Genomic DNA, 17,079 nt, shown 5'->3' with positions numbered 1-17,079 from the left:
AATGCCACCATTTGTATTGGTCGATGGGTCATACTTTTTATTTCGTGCTTTTCATGCACTCCCACCTTTAACCACATCAACTGGATTACAGACCAATGCGATTCGTGGGGCAATTTCTGCAATTCAAAAACTGATGCGTCGTGTGCAACCAACACATATGGCGGTTATTTTTGATACGCCTGAACCGACTTTTCGCCATGTACTGTCACCGATATATAAAGGTGACCGCCCAAGCATGCCAGAAGAATTATCACAACAAATCCCTTATTTGCATGCCTTAATTCGTGCTTTAGGTATTCCATTACATACGCTTCCGGGTGCTGAAGCGGATGACATTATTGGAACCTTGGCAAAACGTGCTGAAAAAGCTGGTCATCAAGTTTTGATTTCTACGGGTGATAAAGACATGGCGCAGTTGGTCACGGATAAAGTGACCCTCGAAGACAGTTTTAAAGACAAACCGATGGATGTCGACGGTGTAATCGAAAAATTTGGCGTCCGTCCAGATCAAATTATTGATTATTTAACCTTGATGGGTGATGCCTCTGATGGTATTCGTGGCGTACCTGGTGTAGGTGCAAAAACGGCAGCGAAGCTGTTAAATGAATATGGTACGATTGCTGGCATTTTAGAAAATGTTGACAATATCAAAGGTAAAGTTGGACAAAGTTTAAAAGACAATGTTGAAGGGATTGCACTTGATCATCAATTGGCAAGTATTGTTATCGATCTCGATTTAAGCTTGAGCTATGATGATTTAAAGCTGTGTGAACCTGATGTTGAAGCATTACGCAACTTGTATACTGAACTTGAATTCCGTAATCAATTACAATCGCTAGATCATCCCAATAATCCAAATAGCTCAGCCTATAAACAAACAACACAAAGTATTGGCAAAACTGAGCAGCCTGTTGAAAATGAAATTACAGATCAAGCAACAAGCTCGAGTGTTGATGACCGTCTTGGTGAAGCCACTTATCATACTGTTTTAAGTCAAGAAGCATGGGATAAGCTCTTCCAGCGCTTAAGCACAGAAAAACGTTTTGCAATTGACACTGAAACCACAAGTTTAGATTACCGTATCGCTGAAATGGTTGGTTTTTCAGTGGCTTTTGATGCCAACGATGCTTATTACATCCCTTTGGCACATGATTATGAAGGTGCACCTGAGCAACTCAATCGTGATGCAATTATTCAGCAGATCAAACCGATTCTTGAAGATCCAAGTGTTGAAAAAATTGGACATCATTTAAAATACGATGCGCATATTTTTGAAAATCACGGTATCCATTTACAAGGCTGGTACTTTGACACCATGCTGGCCTCTTATGTCTTGAATGCAGTAACAACACGCCATGGTATGGATGATGTTGCGCGCGTTTATCTGAGCCATTTGACCACAACTTTTGAACAAGTTGCTGGTAAAGGTGCAAAACAAAAGACCTTTAATCAAATCGAGATTGAAACCGCTGGACATTATGCAGCAGAAGATGCGCATGTCACTTACCGTCTTTATGAAGTTTTAGAACGTAAGCTGAAAGAAATTCCTGAACTGATCAATATCTTACATCACATTGAAATGCCAGTAGCCAGTGTTTTGGCGACCATGGAAGAAAATGGGATTGAACTTGATCTAAGCTTCTTGGATCAGCTCAGTGTGGACTTTGCCAATACCATTCAAAATCTTGAAAATCAAATTATCGAAATCGCTGGTGAATCTTTTAATGTCGGCTCACCCAAACAAGTCGGTGAAGTTTTATTTGAAAAATTAGGTTTAAAAGGTGGCAAAAAAACTGCAACTGGACAATACAGTACCTCTGAAGCGGTTTTAGAAAAAATCGATCATCCAATTACTGAACTGATCATTGAGTATCGTGGTTTAACCAAGCTTAGAAGTACCTATACCGAAGCCTTAGTCAAACAAGCCAATCCCGATACCCATCGCGTACATACCAGTTACCATCAAGCCTTAACAGCAACGGGACGCTTGTCTTCAACCGATCCAAATCTACAGAACATTCCGATACGTGAAGAAATTGGTCGTCAGATTCGTAAAGCCTTTATTGCACCTCAAGGTCGTGTACTTTTGGCAGCCGATTACTCACAAATTGAATTACGTTTAATGGCGCATTTCTCACAAGATGATGCTTTGGTTGATGCCTTTCAAAATGGCCAAGATGTACACCGTCGTACAGCATCTGAGGTCTTGGGTGTCGCGCTGGAAAATGTGACCTCTGATCAACGCCGCCAAGCCAAAGCCGTTAACTTTGGTTTATTGTACGGTATGTCTGAGTTTGGTTTGATTCGTCAACTGGGCTTTACTCGTGAAGAATCGCAAAACTATATTAAGCAATACTTCCACCGTTATCCGGGTATTTATGAGTATATGCAACGTACCCGCCAAGTGGCATTGGAACAAGGTTTTGTAGAAACCATTACAGGTCGTCGTTTATATACACCAGATATTGACGCTCGAAATATGATGGTGCGTAAAGGTGCGGAACGTGCTGCAATTAATGCACCACTTCAAGGCTCTGCGGCTGAAATCATTAAAATGGCGATGATTGAAGTCAATAAAATCTTACCTCAAGACCAAGCCAAACTTTTACTTCAAGTACACGATGAATTGGTGTTTGAAGTTGATGAGGCTATTGCAGATCAATTGGCTGCACAGATTAAAGATGTGATGCAAAAAGTCGTTACCTTATCAGTACCGTTAGTTGTTGAAGTCGGTCAAGGCAAGAATTGGGGTGAAGCACATTAAGCCTTTACAACATTCCCAGTCCGTCTAGGAAGAAAATTGGGATGACAGATATTTTTTAAATATCTGTCATCCCAACTAAATACTAATATTTTTCAAATCACTATATTTAAATATCCAACATATTTGCCATAAATATAGCTAAATTATCAAAAACTCTAATCTAAATCATGCTCTTCCATTGATAATGTGATTGTTAAACTCATTTCTTTGTAGCTTAAATTTCTTAAAATATTCAGACATAGCACCTTTAACTCTTCAATCATGGTTTGTTGTTTTTCTAAACCATTTTTAGGATCTAAACTCGACCACACATCAATTTCATCAAAACAACCAATCACATACTTCAAATCTTCAGAGAGAACTAATGAATGCTCAAACTGATGTAAACCTTGTAATCTTCCTAATGACCATATCCCGACTTCTGGCTGAACAGCCCCCAGTTTCATTGCCTCTAAAACACCCAAAGCGAGCGAAGCCAAATAAAACTCTGCATTTAAATTATTGGTTTCAATTTTCATATGATTCTATTTTTTACCATTTAAAGTTTACTAATAACCCACTTAGATCACCATTTGCTTTATCTCACAAAAAAAGGACTCGATTGAGTCCTTTTGCTATTTAAACTGGTAAATTAAAGACCTGTTAACAATGCAATCGCAGCATAATCCATAACTTTTTCAGCAATGATCAATGCCAAAATCGCTAAAATTGGAGAAAGATCAATCATTCCCATATTTGGCATGATACGGCGGAACGGGGCCAATAACGGTTCAGCAAGCTCTTGAATCACTTCAATATAAGGTGATCTTGACTGGGTAAACATCACCACCCAACTGAGAATAATGGTCGCAAAAATTAAATAGCGACAAAAACGAATCAGGTCTTGGATCATGGTAACAAAAGTTAAAATGATCAAATGCACAGGACTATTGGGTATTGCACCTTGCAAGTACATCATTCCAAAAATTTTAAGCAGATATAACACCACTAGCAAAACTAATGCAGCTGTATTTACTCGCCCTTTGGCCAAAGGCGGAAAAATTCGCCCAAACATATCCACAATTTTTGTCGCTTTAACTGTCGACATCACCACTGGATTGTATGGACTCACCATGGCCAATTGCATTAAAAAACGAAAGAATACGAGCAAAATCGCTACGTTAATAATAATGCCAAAAATTTGCGCAGAATTTGCACCCATACTGGAACGTTCCTAAAAATCAATAATTATTTAATGCTGTCACTTAATTCTTGAGCCAGTTCCTGACTACGCTTCTGCGCAGCAGCTAAAGCTGTCTGAATATTTTGAGAAATTTGAGCACGATCAAATACTTCTAAAGCAGCTTGTGTAGTGCCGTTTGGAGAAGTCACATTTTTACGCAATTCTGAAGGTGCATTTGAGCTGGTAATTGCCATTTGTGCTGCACCAAGTGCTGTTTGTAAAGTTAAAGCAGTTGCAACTTTTTCATCCAAACCCATATTTTTTCCAGCACGGATCATGCTTTCCATCATATAGAAGAAATATGCAGGACCAGAACCAGAAACAGCAGTCACAGCATCAATCTGTGCTTCAGAACTCACCCAAAGCGTTAAACCTGTCGCAGCAAGTACTTGTGTTGCCAATTCGCGGTCTTTAGCACTGACCTCTGGTTTCGCAAACATACCATGTGCACCAGTTTGAACCAAAGCAGGGGTATTCGGCATAACACGAACAACACGCTCACTGCCGGTTAAGTCTGAAATCGTTTTAATTTCAGCACCAGCAACGATCGAGATCAATAATTTATCTTCGAGTAAACCTTTTAATGGTTTAAGTACCCCACCCAAAACTTGAGGTTTTACAGCAAAAACAACAATATCGGCATTTTTAATTGCTGCGATATTATCATCAGTCACATGAACATCTTTTTCTTGTAGCAATTGTCGAATGTTTTCAAAGGGGTCAGAAACTGTAATACGTGTTGCAGGTAATCCACGACTCAACAAGCCACCGATTAAGGCTTGTGCCATATTCCCACCACCAATGAAAGTAATATTACAATTTAACGCTGCACTCATGAATCACGCTCGACCTTAGTTTTTAGCTCAGAGATTAAATTTGGTTGCCATCCACCCACTTCACAATATTCAGATTGCGCCAACCAAAAACCATTTGGTGTAAACACCCCAAGCATAACATTATCTACACTTAATATTTGAATTGTATGACGCATCCACGGAAAAATATGTGCTTCTTGAATGGCTTTTTTTAAGGGCCAAGCACCTACTCTGCCATAAAGGTGAATTTTTTCACCCCCCAAACGCGGCTTTAATGTTAGCTTATGATTGAATAATGCAAAAGCCAGGCCCATTTTAGAGCTTTCGATCTGAAACACACCAGATGTGAATTGTAGTTGTTGATGAAGCTGAAATTGAACTTCTTGTTCTTGAGGCAATTGTTTAGATTTTGATGCTAAATATTGGTTTTGTTCAATTCGACACAACTGATTTTGATAACGTAAATAATAGAAATGATTCCAATGTAAAGCGGCTTGCGCATCTGTCTTAGACTCAATTACTTCATCTTGTAGCCTTTGCACCATGTCCAAGGCTGGGCGATATGTCCCCTCACCTTTCATCCACATAGAGAGAAGTTGCCGCTGTCTAGCAGGGGAAAGTGATGCCAATTTGGCTAAATCCAATTGTGCAGGATGACCACAAAAGCTTAAATCCTGCTGTACCACCTCATTGAGAATTTCAGCAGCATCTTGCATTAAATAGCTGGTACGTGCCAATGCTTGCTGCATTTTAGGATAACGACTTTGCAAAATATGCCAAAGTTCGTGTCTACACCATGCACGATCATAATGTATATCTAAATTGGAAGGATCGTCCACATAATCGATTTGCAGTTGCTCAACCCATTGGCAAATCTGCTCACGGGAAGTATCGAGTAAAGGTCGCCAAATCAGCAATTGATCGCGCTGATCGATGGATTGCATTGCAGATAGACCTGTAACCCCCGCACCTGATAGCAAACGCAACATTAACGTTTCAGCTTGATCTTGCTGATGATGTGCAAGAACCAATACCTCATTTTCATCTATATGCTGTAAATAGGCTTGATAACGCGCTTGACGTGCTTGATTCTCAAGATTGCCTTGAGCGACTTGAACCGGCTGAAGAATATAAGGAATATTGAGCGCTGTGCATTGTTGAGCTACAAAATCAGCCCACGCATCACTGATTTTTTGCAGTTGATGATTGACATAAATTGCACGAATTTTCTTGGGGAAAAGTTGTGTCATCAGATGTAGCAACAGCATGGAATCCATACCACCACTACATCCGATTAAGAAACGGGTATTTTCAGGAAATTGAGAATACTGTTTTAAGAAGCAAGACCTAAATTGTCGCTGCCAAACTTCATTAAACGTTGATAACGTGCTTCGCATCGTTCTTCCGCAGTCATTGGCTGTAATTCATCAAGCGCTTGTTTTAACACATCCTTGAGTTTTTCCATAACCTCAAAAGGATGTAAATGAGCCCCCTCACCTTCATCAACCACATATTCAACAATACCAATTTCTTTGAGCTTGTCAGCAGTTAATGCAAGTGCTTCACTGGCTTGTTCTGCTTTATCTGCAGTTTTCCATAGAATAGATGCACAACCTTCAGGTGAAATCACAGAGTAAATACTGTGTGAAAGCATAATAACGCGATCTGCAACACCGATGCCCAACGCACCACCAGAACCACCTTCGCCTAAAACAGTTGCAATGACTGGCACTTTAAGGCTTGAAAGTTGCGCTAAGCTGGTTGCAATTGCTTCTGCTTGACCGCGCTCTTCAGCACCAATACCCGGGTATGCTCCCATGGTGTCAACAAAGGTAAACACAGGAAGATTAAAGCGTTCCGCCATATCCAGTAAGCGTTGAGACTTTCTGTATCCTTCAGGATTACACATCCCAAAGTTATGCTGTAATTTTTCACGCGTACTACGACCACGGTGTTGACCCACAACCATTACTGGCTGACCGTTAAAACGGGCCAATCCACCCACCATCGCACCATCATCACCGTATAGACGATCACCATGCAAGGTATCAAATTCAGTGAAGATTTCGCCTACGTAATCCAAAAATTGCGGACGCTCAGGGTGACGTGCAATTTGAACCGTTTTCCAAGCTTGAGATTGAGCAGCTTTATTTTTCATAAGTCGAGTATTATCCCTAATTCACCGATGGATTACGCATCGGAAGTTTAGGTTTAAGTGATATGAAATGATTGATCATTCCATCATCACCAAACCTTTAAGTTAATCGATAAACTGTTCCGACTGAATATTCAATTCAATGTCCCAATGCTTAAATTGCACTTGCTCATCATGCAAATCTGCAACCAGCAATGGCCATTGTTTGGCATCACCAGAAACGCTGAGTTGCCATTGTTGCTCATTCTCTACCGTCAATTCAATGGCAGGAAGCATCTCATCGCTACGACTATGATTTAGTAAAACTGCAAGACGAAGTAACAAACACAAGTACACAAGCTTGTTGCCGCCCACTTTTAACACGTCTAATTTGGCATCTACGCGTAATTTACGACGGTGATGAGCGACCAAATGTGACAAATGGTTTTGATCAATTTGTGAAAAACCAGGGATGTCTGAATGTTGTAACAAGTAAGCACTGTGCTTTTGATAACCACTATGACTAATAGCTAAACCGATCTCGTGCAAATAAGCAGCTCGACGCAACAGATCACTATCATCACTGTTTAAGTTAAGCGTGCTGGCCACAGCATTAAACAAATGTTGTGCTGTTTCAACCACACGCTCAGCTTGTTTTGCATCTGCGCCATAGCGTCCCATCATCGCCTGTACACTACGATCGCGAATATCTTCATGTTGGAAACGGCCGAGCAAGTCATACATTACACCTTCACGCAATGCCCCATCCGAATACACCAATTTATCAATATTCAAGACTTCAAATACAGCATAAAGAATCGCTAAACCCGCAGGTAATACTGCTCGGCGATCTTCTTTTAAACCATCAAATTCCATATCTGAAATATTTTTAAATTTCAGCAATTTATCTTTTAATTTCTCTAAACCTTCACGGGTCAGATTCTCTTGCTCATCACTCCAGCCCATATTGACTGCAATTTGGCGACAGGCTTTGATGGTTCCACTCGAACCAACCACAGTATCCCAGCCAGCAGCTTTATAGGTATTTGCAATCGAAGATAATTCTTTACGCGCAGCAACCACAGCTTTATCAAAAGCTTTGTTGTTAATATCGCCATCAGCAAAATAGGCTTTAGTAAAGGCCACACAGCCCATTTGTAAAGATTCAGTATGAATCGGCTCAAACTCTTCACCAATAATCAGTTCAGTAGATCCACCACCAATATCGATCACCAAACGTCGACCACTATTGGCCATGGTATGTGAAACACCCAAGTAAATGAGTCGGGCTTCTTCTCGTCCCGCAATAATTTCAATGGGTTTTGGCAAGATCTCCGCTGCTTTTTGAATAAATTCATGCCCATTTTTCGCTTGACGCAGCGCATTTGTCGCGACAATTCTGAGTCGAGTCGGCTGTACTGAACTTAAACGCCCAACAAAACGCGCTAAGCAAGCCAAGCCCCGTTGCTGTGCAGCTTCAGTTAAGTTTTTATTTTCATCTAATCCAGCTGCAAGCTGAACCTTTTCTGACATAGAAGCAACTTTCTTAACTTCACCATGATCCACACGAGCAATTGCCAAATGGAAACTATTTGACCCCATATCAATCGCAGCAAGTAATTCTTCATCAATCAAAAAATCAGACATTATTTATACAAACTCATACTGAATTGCTGCTTAGATTAATTCACATACACGCTTTTTAAAAGCCATTTATTTAGACAATTTGATGAGTCATTATTTTTTCAGCATATATGACAATTATGTGACAGTTTCACTGCTTTTTCTAAAGATCCGATTGTAAATATCGTGAGCATCAATTGGACAAACTCACAAATTAGAATGAAAATTTAATCATCCCCCTACATTGTTAAAGATGACTATGTAATACTTATATCCATAGATAGATTCATCTTTAAAATATTTTGGAGCAAAATCCATGTCTGGCAATATCGTAAATACCACTGATGACAACTTTGATGCAGATGTACTTCAATCTGATATTCCTGTAATCGTAGATTTCTGGGCAGGCTGGTGTGCACCGTGTAAAGCGATTGCACCAGTCCTTGAAGTACTTTCAACTGAATTTGAAGGTAAAGTTAAAATCGTTAAAGTTGATGTAACTGCGTGTGAAGCAACTGCGGTCAACTACAACATTCGTAACATTCCAGCATTATTGATGTTTAAAAATGGTGAAGTTGTTGCTCAACAAATTGGTGCAGTGCCAAAATCTAAATTAACTGCATTCATTGAAGAAAATATTTAATTTGCTGAATTTATACATTATTTGTATAAATCTAGGAAAATGAGAAATACGCTTGATTTTCTAGCGTATTTTTTTTCGACTATAATTTGACAAACTTGTTGATCTAACTTATATTCCATGCTCAAGGAACATTAGGATTCTCTTCCTGTTTCTTAAAGGACAACACATAAGATCGCCGTTCGGCAACAGAAATTGTTTTACATATTTCTCCTCGAAAGAACTACATAGATTCTGAGTTTGTTTTTGTGTCTATACAATTTCAACTCACCTATTACACTGCTGGCGACTTTTGCTTCTTTTCTCTTTATCTGTGTTCCACACATCCTTATTCAATCTGACCATTTATGAATTTAACTGAACTCAAGAAAAAACCGATCGGCGAACTCATTAAAATTGCTGAGTTTATGGGCCTTGAAGGAATGGCTCGTAACCGTAAGCAAGACATCATTTTTGCCATCCTCAAACGCCATGCAATGAATGGCGAAGAAATTTTTGGTGATGGTGTTCTTGAAATTTTGTCTGATGGTTTCGGCTTTTTACGTTCCGCTGCAGGTTCTTATCTTGCAGGTCCGGATGATATCTATGTTAGTCCTTCACAAATTCGTCGTTTTAATCTACGAACTGGTGATACGATTACAGGTACGATTCGCCCACCTAAAGAAGGTGAACGTTACTTTGCATTATTAAAAGTTAATCAAATTAACTATGACACCCCTGAAAACTCACGCAATAAAATTTTATTTGAAAACCTCACACCACTTTTCCCAACTGAGCAATTGGTTATGGAACTGGGTAATGGTTCTTCTGAAGATTTGACAGCGCGTGTCGTGGACTTGGTTGCACCCATCGGTAAAGGTCAACGTTCAATTATCGTAGCACCGCCAAAAGCGGGTAAAACGATGTTATTACAGAACATTGCCCAATCTATTGTGCGTAACAATCCTGAATGTTTCTTGATTGTCCTTCTGATCGACGAACGTCCAGAAGAAGTGACCGAAATGGAACGTACTGTGCGTGGTGAAGTTGTTGCATCAACCTTTGATGAATCTCCAGCTCGCCATGTCCAAGTTGCTGAAATGGTGATTGAAAAAGCCAAACGCCTGGTAGAGCACAAAAAAGATGTTGTGATCTTACTTGACTCAATCACGCGTTTAGCACGTGCATATAACACTGTTGTTCCTTCATCAGGTAAAGTACTTACAGGTGGTGTTGATGCACATGCCTTAGAACGTCCTAAACGTTTCTTTGGTGCTGCACGTAATATTGAGGAAGGCGGTTCTCTCACCATTATTTCGACTGCATTGATTGAAACAGGCAGTAAAATGGATGAAGTGATCTACGAAGAATTCAAAGGTACAGGTAACCAAGAAATCATCCTTGATCGCCGTATTGCTGAAAAACGTGTCTTCCCAGCAATGAATATCAAAAAATCAGGCACGCGTCGTGAAGAGCGTCTCATGAGCGAAGAAAACCTACGTAAAGTATGGATTCTTCGTAAGCTTCTTCATCCTATGGATGAATTAGTGGCGATGGAATTCTTGTTGGATCGCATGAAAGAAACCAAAACCAATGATGATTTCTTTGATCAAATGAAGCGCAAAGCTGCCAACTAATTCAATAAATACTTAAAAAGGCTACTCTAAGAGTAGCCTTTTTATTTGGTTGACATTATTTACATAAATATACAATCATCGAGTTTCAACGTTACACGATATTGCAAATATTTGAATATAAAAATTATTCATCAAGATTTTTTATATTTATTAATAACTTATTTATCAATAAACCAATCTAAAAACGCAACTTGATTGTAAAATACTGTTAAAAAAACATCATTTTTTCATCAATTTGGTCAGTTTTTTTAAGATAAACAGTAGCAATTCAAAATGCGCAGTGATAGCATATTCGCATACCAGTTAGACTGCTCATGCAAAAAGCAAAAAACAGGCTAACTTGGGTTTTTTGTCTCTATTAAATTTATGAGAGTGATGCCATGTTATTCAAAAAAATCGCTATTGCTGCTGCAGTTGCTACTACTTTAGCTTTCGTTGGTTGTGCTAAAAAAACTGAAGAAGCTGCTGCTGATGCAAACACTGCTGCTTCTCAAGCTGTAGAAGCTGCTTCTGAAGCTACTGCTGCTGTTGACGCTGCTGCTGCATCTGCTACTGATGCTGCTGCTGACGCTACTGCTGCTGCATCTGATGCTACTGCTGCTGCTGCAGACGCTTCTGCTGCTGCTTCAGCTGCTCAATAATAATCGCTTAGATTATTATCAAGAAAAGAGAACCTTTTAGGTTCTCTTTTTTTTTTGCTTTGTTTTTTACCTTAAAGTTTAAATCATCATAAACAAGCCGCATTAGCTTTCACTACAGCCCCCTTAGATCCCATAAGTACAAAAACATGGCACTATACTCTACTTTGGTTATTGCCCTTTAAAATTGCAAGCGTATTCAGATCAACTTAACCAATACTAGAATAGGTTTACTTATTTGCATTTTTATAAAGATGCTAAGAACTTTCTTAAAATAAATTTATCCTGCATAAGGGCCTTGCCTTTATTCAACAATTACAAAATCTCTCCCCACCCTGTTGTTAATTAAAACCGCATCTAGGTAAACCATTTGATCTTTTAATATAAGGGTAAAAACAATATTCCAGTCTTATCACAGTGATTACAGCAAAGCTGGTTGACCGAATTCAAATGATGTTTATTTTTTGCAATAAAAAACCCCAAGCAGATTACTCAGGGTTTTTATCTTACAAAACTTTTAGATTACAGAGCTTTCATCTTACGACACACAAATTGCCGATTAATCTTCTTGTTCTGTACCCACACGTTGTCTAAATTTTTGACCTGCACGGAATGTTACAACTCGACGTGCTGAGATTGGAATCTCTTCTCCAGTTTTAGGATTTCGACCTGGACGTTGACGTTTGTCACGTAGTTCAAAATTTCCGAAACCTGAAAGTTTGACTTGTTCGCCTGCAATTAATGCTTGGCTAATCTCGTCAAAGAACAACTCGACCATTTGTTTTGCTTCACGACGGTTTAAACTCGTAAGCTCACTTAAATGATCAGCCATTTCTGCTTTTGTTAATGCTGTCATGAGGCCCTCAATGTCGCTTGATAAGTGTCTTCTAACACTTGAATAATATGATCCATACCGGATTTAATCTCAGCATCTTCGAGTGTACGTGATGGATGTTGCCATAACAATGCAAATGCCAAAGAGCGCTTACCTTGTTCAACACCTTGCCCTGTATACACATCAAATAACCAAGTAGAGTCTAAAAGCTCTCCACCCGTTTTTTCGATAAGTTGCTGAATTTCACTAACATTAATCTTATCACTAATTACAAGCGCAATATCACGTCTAACCGATGGAAATCGTGATAATTCTGTAAAATTAGATACATAAGTTTGCAAAACAGCCGATTGGTCGAGCTCTGCGATCCAAGTTGTGCTCAAATCCAGTGCATTTTCCAAAGATGGATGTAGACGACCTAAATAACCTACTGATTTCCCATCCACGAGAATTTCCGCAGACTGACCTGGATGTAACCATTCACGATCAGAACGAACATATTCAACGTGAACACGTCCAGCTGCTAAAATCTCTTCGACCTCGCCCTTGAGATCAAAGAAATCCATAACTTGAGCTTTTCCATGCCAAGATTCAATTTGTTTTGATCCTACAGCAATCATAGCCAAAGTTGGAATCTGTTTCAAATCTTCTATACTTTTTGCGTTTTGATAATCAAAACGTAGCCCTAGCTCAAAGAAACGCACACGACTTTGTTGACGATTGATATTGTACTGAACACACGGAATTAAGCTTGAAAGTAAAGTTGAACGCATGACCGCCAAATCACTTGAAATCGGATTTGCAAGCGCTAATGGATTTACTTGTGAATTCAATTGTTTTTCAAGTTTTAAATCTGCAAAACTAAAACTAATCGCCTCTTGATAACCCAGTGTTACTAAAGTTTGACGTAACTGAGTCAGTTCAAATTGATCCTGATGTTTAGCAAGTTTTACATCAATCACTGGCAGACTAATTTGAATATTGTCATAACCATGTATACGCGCAACTTCTTCAATTAAATCTTGATAAATTGCCATATCGTAACGATGTGATGGTGGTACAACAGTCCATTCACCTTCAGCTTTTACAGTCACATCACAACCCAAACGTTGCAGCGCATCTGTAATAAATGCAGTAGGAACTTGATAACCCAGCAATTGATCCACTTGTGCTTGATTCAACTCAATTGCTTCACGTTTAGGCAACAATTCAGTTTTTTCAGATACAGTAATTGGACCGAAATCACCACCTGCAAGAGTTTGAATCAATTGTGAAGCGCGTTGCATTGCGATCATAGGCAATTCAAAGTCCACACCACGTTCATAACGTTGTGACGCATCTGTATGCAAACCATAACGACGTGCACGGCCTGCGATATGTAATGGTGCAAAGAATGCAGATTCAAGGAAAATCTCAGTGGTTTCATCTGTTACAGATGAGGACAAACCACCCATGATGCCCGCGATCGCCAATGCTTTTACATCATCTGCAATCACCATAACATCTTTGGTCAATTCAATTTCTTGTTCATTTAACAAAACAAGCTTTTCATTTGCACTTGCCTGACGCACATGCACTGAACCTTGAACCTGACCACCATCAAACGCATGTAACGGTTGACCAAGTTCCATAAGCACATAGTTGGTAATATCAACAAGAATACTGTGTTGACGAATACCTGAACGTGCTAGAGCTTGCTCCATCCATGCAGGCGTAGCTGCTTTGGTATTTACATTTTTAATCACACGACCTAAGTAACGAGGACAACCATCCGTTGTCACAACAACTTGCTTCTGATCAGCAATCGTAGCCGCAACCTCTTGAATTTCAGATGCTGTTACAGGCAATTGGTTAATTACCCCAATTTCACGTGCCACCCCACGAATACTGAAACAGTCACCACGGTTTGGTGTGATGCTGATATCAATCACATGATCATCAAGATTTAAATATTCTCGAATATTTGTGCCTACAGGCGCATCAGCAGGAAGTTCTAACAGACCATCAATTTTATCTTCTAGGTCAATTTCTGAAGCACCGCAGAGCATTCCTTGTGATTCAACACCACGAAGTTTGCCTTTTTTAATTTTAAAATCACCCGGGAGCACTGCACCAATGGTTGCAACAGGTGCTTTCATCCCAACACGTACATTTGGCGCACCACATACGATTTGCAAAGGTTCACCCGAACCAATATTCACTGTGGTGACACGTAAACGATCTGCATCAGGATGCTGTACAACAGTTAAAACTTCACCAATCACCACACCTGTAAATGGTTTAGCTGCAGGAACCAGTTCATCCACCTCAAGTCCCAACATGGTCAGTTGATCAGACAAGGTATCGCTATCAATTGCAGGGTTGACCCATGTGCGAAGCCAATTTTCGCTAATTTTCATTTCTAAAACCTATATTCAATATCTATGAATTCCTCTCTGACTCCCTTTAAAAAAGAGGCAGAACCCTTCGTCTCATTATCTTAGACATCCCCTCTCCTTTTAGGAGAGGTCAGGGAGAGGTATAAATTTGTTAAGCAAATTGGCGTAAAAAACGCACATCGTTTTGGTAGAACATACGCAAATCATTGATGCCATAACGCAACATTGCGAAACGCTCTACACCAAGACCAAATGCAAAGCCTTTATATTTTTCAGGATCAATACCCGCAGCTTGTAGAACATTTGGATGCACCATACCGCAACCCAAAACCTCTAACCATCGACCACGCTCATCCATAATATCCACCTCAGCACTTGGCTCAGTGAATGGGAAATAAGACGGACGGAAGCGTACTTTTAAATCTTTCTCAAAAAATTCATTTAGCAGATTAATCAACAAACCTTTTAATTCTGCGAAGCTGGTATTTTCAGCAACGTATAAACCTTCGATTTGATGGAACATTGGAGAATGGGTTTGATCTGAGTCACAACGATAAACACGCCCCGGACAAACGATACGAATCGGTGGTTGCGAGTTTTCCATTGTGCGTACTTGTACACCTGAAGTATGGGTACGTAGTAAATGGTTTGCATCAAAATAAAACGTATCATGCATCGCACGTGCTGGATGATGTCCTGGAATATTCAATGCTTCAAAGTTGTGATAATCATCTTCAACTTCTGGCCCTGTCGCAACAGTAAAACCCGCTTTGGTAAAGAATTGGCAAATACGTTCTTGAACCTGAGTAACGGGATGAATACTTCCTACAGCTTGCCCACGTCCAGGCAAAGTAATATCGATTGTTTCACTTGCTAGCTTTAATTCTAATTCAGCTTTCTGTAATTCAGTTTGGCGTTCAGTCAACGCTGCACTGATCGCTTCACGTACTGCATGAATTGCAGCACCCTGAACTTTACGCTCTTCAGGGTCCATTTTGCCAAGTGCCTTAGATTGTTCCGCAAGCTGGCTTTTTTTCCCTGTAAATTGCACTCGTACTTGGTCGAGTGTAGTCAGGTCTTGAGCTGCTGCAATCGCAGCGAGCGCTTCAGTGGTCAGGGCTTCCAGTGACATAGTAACTCTCAAAGCAATATTTTAGAAAAATAATATAACTCTATATTCTAACAGTTTTTATGCAGTTGAATGAAGTTTCCGCTTTACAAAAAATACGATTAGTCACAACTTATTCTAAATAATTTGTATATTTCCCTGTTTGATTCCTGTTGAAATGCTAGAACTTTGATTTATAAAAAGTATAAAATGGATTTAATGTCGCTGAGATCTATAAAAAATGGCACTCGATCAAATCTGGAAACGTCAACTTACACTCGTCACTTATGGCAATGAGTATCTCACTCAAGGGATCAGTTTTTCTCGTTGGGTCAATCATGCCATTTTTAATCAGCATGCTTTTGGCTTTCGTGATTTAACCAACCAGCACCTATTGGCACAGCATTTTCAGATTTGGCTTGAAGGGCTAAAAAAACAAGGGGTGTATCGACTCAGCTTACATAGCGCGAGCATTTTAAATGATGAACAAAATCCAAATGCCAATGTTGAACTGTTAGCCATCCCACACTTTATTGTTAGCCATGATCAACAAAAGAAAACTGCATGGATTTTTGGTAAAGAATTGGCAGAATGGTATAGCGCAGACAATGATTATGAAGCGCCTGAACAACAACGCCCCAATTTACGTACCGAGATTTTTTGGCGCTATGATCTCAATGCAAAATTGATTAAACGGATTGAACAAGATTTAGTCCAACCGAATTGGGATGATATTCAAGTTTATACAGACAATGAATTGTTCGATACTCAATATGCCAAAGGTTTTCCAGAACCTGTAAATAAAGATTTACCGTATTATGGATTAGATGAAATGCTATACACTACTGAGGATTCAATTCTTAAACTTGCACTGTTACCCACTGATTATCAAGCTGATTACGCACACGAAACCTTCTGTCGTATCGATGCATTAGAGGGTTTTATTTTTGCAAAATTAAAGCATCCCTATGATGAAAATGAGCAAATCATGAGCCCTGAAGAACAAATGAATTTGCGCCATTTCCTCCAAAAAGTTGAAGATTTAAAATCAAAATTTATTGTTAAAGTTGCAAATCATTATAAATCTGCACGCTTAACGCCAAAACAAATTGCCTCGCCCTTTGACACGCATGACAATATCAAAACCGAGCAGCGTCAAGCGTTTAACAGCAAGACAAATCCTGAGCATAAACCCGGTAAAACAGGTGTTTTTGCATTAATTATTGTGACCATTTTAATCTGCCTTGCGGCTTATTATTTTGGACTATAATGTCTTATCTATTTGATAAAATGAATCTTAAAAAGA

General features: G+C 39.4%; 14 protein-coding genes. 5 read left to right on the top strand and 9 right to left on the bottom strand.

The genetic code is table 11. From position 1 onward, the window contains the following. The first annotated feature begins 1 nt into the window (after position 1). Entirely contained in the window at positions 2-2,764 is a 2,763-nt protein-coding gene (gene polA, locus FHR28_RS17425; protein ID WP_166783163.1) for a DNA polymerase I, read from the top strand. Between the two features lie 155 nt (positions 2,765-2,919). Here the strand turns inward: polA and FHR28_RS17420 are convergent, their stop codons facing one another. The 6 genes from FHR28_RS17420 to ppx form a co-directional block, all read right to left on the bottom strand. Then, entirely contained in the window at positions 2,920-3,282 is a 363-nt protein-coding gene (locus FHR28_RS17420) for a hypothetical protein (RefSeq protein ID WP_151957190.1), read from the bottom strand. A 113-nt stretch (positions 3,283-3,395) separates the two neighbouring features. Next, a complete protein-coding gene (locus FHR28_RS17415; protein ID WP_004723028.1) occupies positions 3,396-3,965 on the bottom strand; it encodes a YggT family protein in 570 nt (189 codons plus the stop codon). Positions 3,966-3,991: 26 nt separating this feature from the next. Then, a complete protein-coding gene (gene proC / locus FHR28_RS17410; protein ID WP_004819135.1) occupies positions 3,992-4,822 on the bottom strand; it encodes a pyrroline-5-carboxylate reductase in 831 nt (276 codons plus the stop codon). Further along, on the bottom strand, positions 4,819-6,198 hold the full coding sequence (gene tilS, locus FHR28_RS17405; RefSeq protein WP_166783162.1) for a tRNA lysidine(34) synthetase TilS: 1,380 nt from the start codon (positions 6,196-6,198) through the stop codon (positions 4,819-4,821). Before tilS ends, proC begins: the two co-directional genes overlap by 4 nt. Then, a complete protein-coding gene (locus tag FHR28_RS17400; protein ID WP_004819131.1) occupies positions 6,135-6,959 on the bottom strand; it encodes an acetyl-CoA carboxylase carboxyltransferase subunit alpha in 825 nt (274 codons plus the stop codon). Before FHR28_RS17400 ends, tilS begins: the two co-directional genes overlap by 64 nt. A gap of 102 nt (positions 6,960-7,061) precedes the next feature. After that, on the bottom strand, positions 7,062-8,582 hold the full coding sequence (gene ppx, locus FHR28_RS17395) for an exopolyphosphatase (protein WP_096733198.1): 1,521 nt from the start codon (positions 8,580-8,582) through the stop codon (positions 7,062-7,064). Between the two features lie 292 nt (positions 8,583-8,874). Between ppx and trxA the strand changes: the two genes are divergently transcribed. The 3 genes from trxA to FHR28_RS17380 all read left to right on the top strand — a co-directional run bounded on the left by trxA (position 8,875) and on the right by FHR28_RS17380 (position 11,455). Continuing rightward, positions 8,875-9,201 (top strand): thioredoxin, encoded by a 327-nt coding sequence (gene trxA / locus FHR28_RS17390; RefSeq protein ID WP_004723035.1) that lies wholly within the window; start codon positions 8,875-8,877, stop codon positions 9,199-9,201. A 344-nt stretch (positions 9,202-9,545) separates the two neighbouring features. Further along, entirely contained in the window at positions 9,546-10,814 is a 1,269-nt protein-coding gene (gene rho / locus FHR28_RS17385) for a transcription termination factor Rho (protein WP_004723038.1), read from the top strand. Positions 10,815-11,194: 380 nt separating this feature from the next. Continuing rightward, positions 11,195-11,455 (top strand): hypothetical protein, encoded by a 261-nt coding sequence (locus FHR28_RS17380; RefSeq protein ID WP_004723040.1) that lies wholly within the window; start codon positions 11,195-11,197, stop codon positions 11,453-11,455. A 556-nt stretch (positions 11,456-12,011) separates the two neighbouring features. Here FHR28_RS17380 and FHR28_RS17375 read toward each other — a convergent pair. From FHR28_RS17375 to pheS, 3 genes are all read right to left on the bottom strand, one after another. Beyond that, a complete protein-coding gene (locus FHR28_RS17375) occupies positions 12,012-12,308 on the bottom strand; it encodes an integration host factor subunit alpha (RefSeq protein WP_004723042.1) in 297 nt (98 codons plus the stop codon). Continuing rightward, positions 12,305-14,686, bottom strand: coding sequence for a phenylalanine--tRNA ligase subunit beta (pheT, locus tag FHR28_RS17370; protein ID WP_166783161.1), 2,382 nt, complete (start codon positions 14,684-14,686; stop codon positions 12,305-12,307). Before pheT ends, FHR28_RS17375 begins: the two co-directional genes overlap by 4 nt. Before the next feature lie 130 nt (positions 14,687-14,816). Next, positions 14,817-15,797, bottom strand: coding sequence for a phenylalanine--tRNA ligase subunit alpha (pheS, locus tag FHR28_RS17365; RefSeq protein ID WP_004723046.1), 981 nt, complete (start codon positions 15,795-15,797; stop codon positions 14,817-14,819). A 217-nt stretch (positions 15,798-16,014) separates the two neighbouring features. Between pheS and FHR28_RS17360 the strand changes: the two genes are divergently transcribed. After that, positions 16,015-17,043: a hypothetical protein gene (locus FHR28_RS17360; protein ID WP_166783160.1), complete on the top strand. Its 1,029-nt coding sequence runs from the start codon at positions 16,015-16,017 to the stop codon at positions 17,041-17,043. The last annotated feature ends 36 nt before the right edge of the window (positions 17,044-17,079 follow it).

The organism is Acinetobacter sp. BIGb0196 (assembly GCF_011759595.1).
In the GTDB taxonomy this organism is placed as follows: domain Bacteria; phylum Pseudomonadota; class Gammaproteobacteria; order Pseudomonadales; family Moraxellaceae; genus Acinetobacter; species Acinetobacter guillouiae.
The sequence above is the reverse complement of the archived record's forward strand: the minus strand, read 5'-3'. Positions and strand labels throughout refer to the sequence as shown.

What these genes read in the sequence shown, in the direction of transcription:
- FHR28_RS17420 (WP_151957190.1), bottom strand. Translation starts at nt 3,282, where the DNA reads ATGAAAATTGAAACCAATAATTTAAATGCAGAGTTTTATTTGGCTTCG.
- trxA (WP_004723035.1), top strand. Translation starts at nt 8,875, where the DNA reads ATGTCTGGCAATATCGTAAATACCACTGATGACAACTTTGATGCAGAT.
- pheT (WP_166783161.1), bottom strand. Translation starts at nt 14,686, where the DNA reads ATGAAAATTAGCGAAAATTGGCTTCGCACATGGGTCAACCCTGCAATT.
- polA (WP_166783163.1), top strand. Translation starts at nt 2, where the DNA reads ATGCCACCATTTGTATTGGTCGATGGGTCATACTTTTTATTTCGTGCT.
- tilS (WP_166783162.1), bottom strand. Translation starts at nt 6,198, where the DNA reads ATGCGAAGCACGTTATCAACGTTTAATGAAGTTTGGCAGCGACAATTT.
- ppx (WP_096733198.1), bottom strand. Translation starts at nt 8,582, where the DNA reads ATGTCTGATTTTTTGATTGATGAAGAATTACTTGCTGCGATTGATATG.
- FHR28_RS17380 (WP_004723040.1), top strand. Translation starts at nt 11,195, where the DNA reads ATGTTATTCAAAAAAATCGCTATTGCTGCTGCAGTTGCTACTACTTTA.
- FHR28_RS17400 (WP_004819131.1), bottom strand. Translation starts at nt 6,959, where the DNA reads ATGAAAAATAAAGCTGCTCAATCTCAAGCTTGGAAAACGGTTCAAATT.
- FHR28_RS17360 (WP_166783160.1), top strand. Translation starts at nt 16,015, where the DNA reads ATGGCACTCGATCAAATCTGGAAACGTCAACTTACACTCGTCACTTAT.
- rho (WP_004723038.1), top strand. Translation starts at nt 9,546, where the DNA reads ATGAATTTAACTGAACTCAAGAAAAAACCGATCGGCGAACTCATTAAA.
- proC (WP_004819135.1), bottom strand. Translation starts at nt 4,822, where the DNA reads ATGAGTGCAGCGTTAAATTGTAATATTACTTTCATTGGTGGTGGGAAT.
- pheS (WP_004723046.1), bottom strand. Translation starts at nt 15,797, where the DNA reads ATGTCACTGGAAGCCCTGACCACTGAAGCGCTCGCTGCGATTGCAGCA.
- FHR28_RS17375 (WP_004723042.1), bottom strand. Translation starts at nt 12,308, where the DNA reads ATGACAGCATTAACAAAAGCAGAAATGGCTGATCATTTAAGTGAGCTT.
- FHR28_RS17415 (WP_004723028.1), bottom strand. Translation starts at nt 3,965, where the DNA reads ATGGGTGCAAATTCTGCGCAAATTTTTGGCATTATTATTAACGTAGCG.